Source organism: Intrasporangium sp. (assembly GCF_030452765.1).
Taxonomy (GTDB): Bacteria; Actinomycetota; Actinomycetes; order Actinomycetales; family Dermatophilaceae; genus Intrasporangium_A.
In genome coordinates this window covers 1-2,334 of the sequence record NZ_JAKDLO010000316.1, presented here as the reverse complement: position 1 = coordinate 2,334, position 2,334 = coordinate 1, and the positions used below count along the sequence as shown (strand labels likewise).

At 71.8% G+C, this 2,334-nt stretch carries 1 protein-coding gene; it reads right to left on the bottom strand.

The features are described 5' to 3' along the window. Nucleotides 1-2,245, bottom strand: a 2,245-nt coding sequence (locus L0H79_RS21955; protein ID WP_301486897.1) for an excinuclease ABC subunit UvrA, incomplete at its 3' end; no start/stop codon positions are given. Between the last annotated feature and the right edge of the window lie 89 nt (nucleotides 2,246-2,334).

Sequence of the window (2,334 nt, the reverse complement as noted above, 5' to 3'; positions counted from 1 at the left end):
CCTTGCGCTGCGTGCGCTGCAGCTCGGTTGCCAGCTTGATCCGTTGGGCCTCGCCCCCCGACAGCTCGGTCGCGGGCTGCCCGAGCCGCAGATAGCCGAGCCCGACGTCGACGAGAGTGCGCAGGCTGCGCGCGACGCCATTCTCCTGCGCGAAGACCCCCGCGGCCTGCTCGACGCTGAGCCCGAGGACGTCGGCGATGCTCAGCCCCTGCCAGGTCACCTCGAGCGTCTCGGGGTTGTAGCGCGCGCCGTGGCAGGTCGCGCACGCCCGGTAGGTCCCCGGCAGGAACAGCAGCTCGACCGAGACGAAACCCTCGCCCTGGCACGTCTCGCACCGACCACCCTTGACGTTGAAGGAGAACCGCCCGACGCCGTACTTCCGACGTTTCGCCTCGTCAGTCCCCGCGAACAGCTTGCGCACCCCGTCGAAGAGCCCCGTGTAGGTTGCCAGGTTGGAGCGCGGGGTGCGCCCGATGGGGCGCTGGTCGACGACGACGGCCCGGCGCACCTGCTCGGTGCCGCTCACCTGCGGCAGACCGGCCGGTATGCCGCTCAGCTCCTCGTCCCCGTCCGCGCCCTCGGGCTCGGGCTCGGTCCGCCCGGGCGACGCCGGGCCGAGGTGGGCTCCGAGCACGTCGCCGAGCATCTCGAGCATCGTCGACTTGCCCGACCCGGAGACCCCGGTGATGGCGGTGAAGACACCGAGGGGCAAGCAGATGTCGGTGCCGTGGACGTTGTGGCGCTCGATGCCACGAAGGGCGAGCTCGCCTCTGGCTGCGCGGGCTTCGCGCGGGTCCGGAAGGGTCGCCGTGCCGAGGACGTAGGCGGCAGTGACCGACTCCGCCGCCTCGGCCAGGCTCGCCACCGAGCCGGAGTGCAGGAGTCGCCCGCCGAGGTCGCCGGCCCCCGGGCCGACGTCGACGATCCAGTCGGCGCGCCGCATCACATCGATGGTGTGCTCCACTGCGATGATCGAGTTGCCTTCACCGACAAGACGGTTCAGCACCCGAAGCAGCGGTTCACGGTCGGCCGGGTGCAGGCCAGCAGACGGCTCGTCGAGGACGTAGACCACCCCGAACAGCCCGGACCGCAGCTGCGTTGCGAGCCGGAGCCGTTGCAGCTCACCGGAGGACAGGGTCGGCGTCTGTCGGTCGAGGGACAGATAGCCCAGACCCAGCTCGAGCAGCACCTCGAGCCGGGCCTCGAGCTCGGGTGCCAGGGCCGCAGCGACGTCGCCTTCCTCCGCGTCACCCCCCACGTGCTGCACCAGGGCGCGGACCGAGCTGAGCGGCATACCCCACCATTCGTCGATGGGCAGGCCCGCCACGGTGACCGCGAGGGGCTCCGGCCGCAGTCGGCGCCCGTGGCACGAAGGGCAGGGCACCGTCTCGACGAACTCGAGCGCGCGGCGGCGAGCCGGCGCGCTCCTCGATTCGGACAGGGTGCGCAGCACGTGACGTGCGGCGCTGGCGTACTGCCCCTCGTAGGGGCGCTGGATGCGGCCGGCCTCGCGGACCGGGTGGACCGTGACGACGGGCTCCTCGTCGGTGAAGAGGATCCAGTGGCGGTCGGCGGCAGGCAGGTCACGCCAGGGACGGTCGATGTCGTGGCCGAGCGTGTCGAGGATGTCGCGGTAGTTCTTGCCGAGCCAGGCGCCGGGCCATGAGGCGATCGCCTTCTCGCGGATCGACAGGCCGGGGTCGGGCACCATGAGCGCCTCGGTCGGGTGGTGCACGTGGCCGAGGCCGTGACAGGTCGGGCACGCGCCGGCAATCGTGTTGGGAGAGAAGGAGTCCGAGTCGAGTCGGGGCGCATCCGGAGGGTAGTCGCCCCCCCGGGAGAAGAGCATCCGCAGCGTGTTGGACAGGGTCGTCACGGTGCCGACGCTGGAGCGCGTGCTCACGCCGGCCCGGCGTTGCTGGAGCGCGACGGCCGGCGGCAGGCCGCTGACCGAGTCGACCCGCGGCGACTCGACCTGGTTGATGAGCCGACGGGCGTAGGGGGCGACCGACTCGAGGAACCTGCGTTGCGACTCGGCATAGACGGTGCCGAACGCGAGCGACGACTTGCCCGAGCCCGAGACCCCCGTGACGACGACGAGCCGGTCGCGGGGGAGGTCGACATCGAGGCCCTGAAGGTTGTGCAGGTGGGCGCCGCGGACCCGGATGAGACCCTCGCTGGGTCCGCGGTCGGCGCGGTCGCGGTCGCTGGCGTCGCACGGGTCGCCGTCGTCCGGGGTGCGCACGCGCCCACGCTACGCCGCCGCACGGTCACTCATCGATCGAGAGTGCACCAGTCCGGATCGAGAGTGCACCAGTCCGGTTCGAGAGTGCA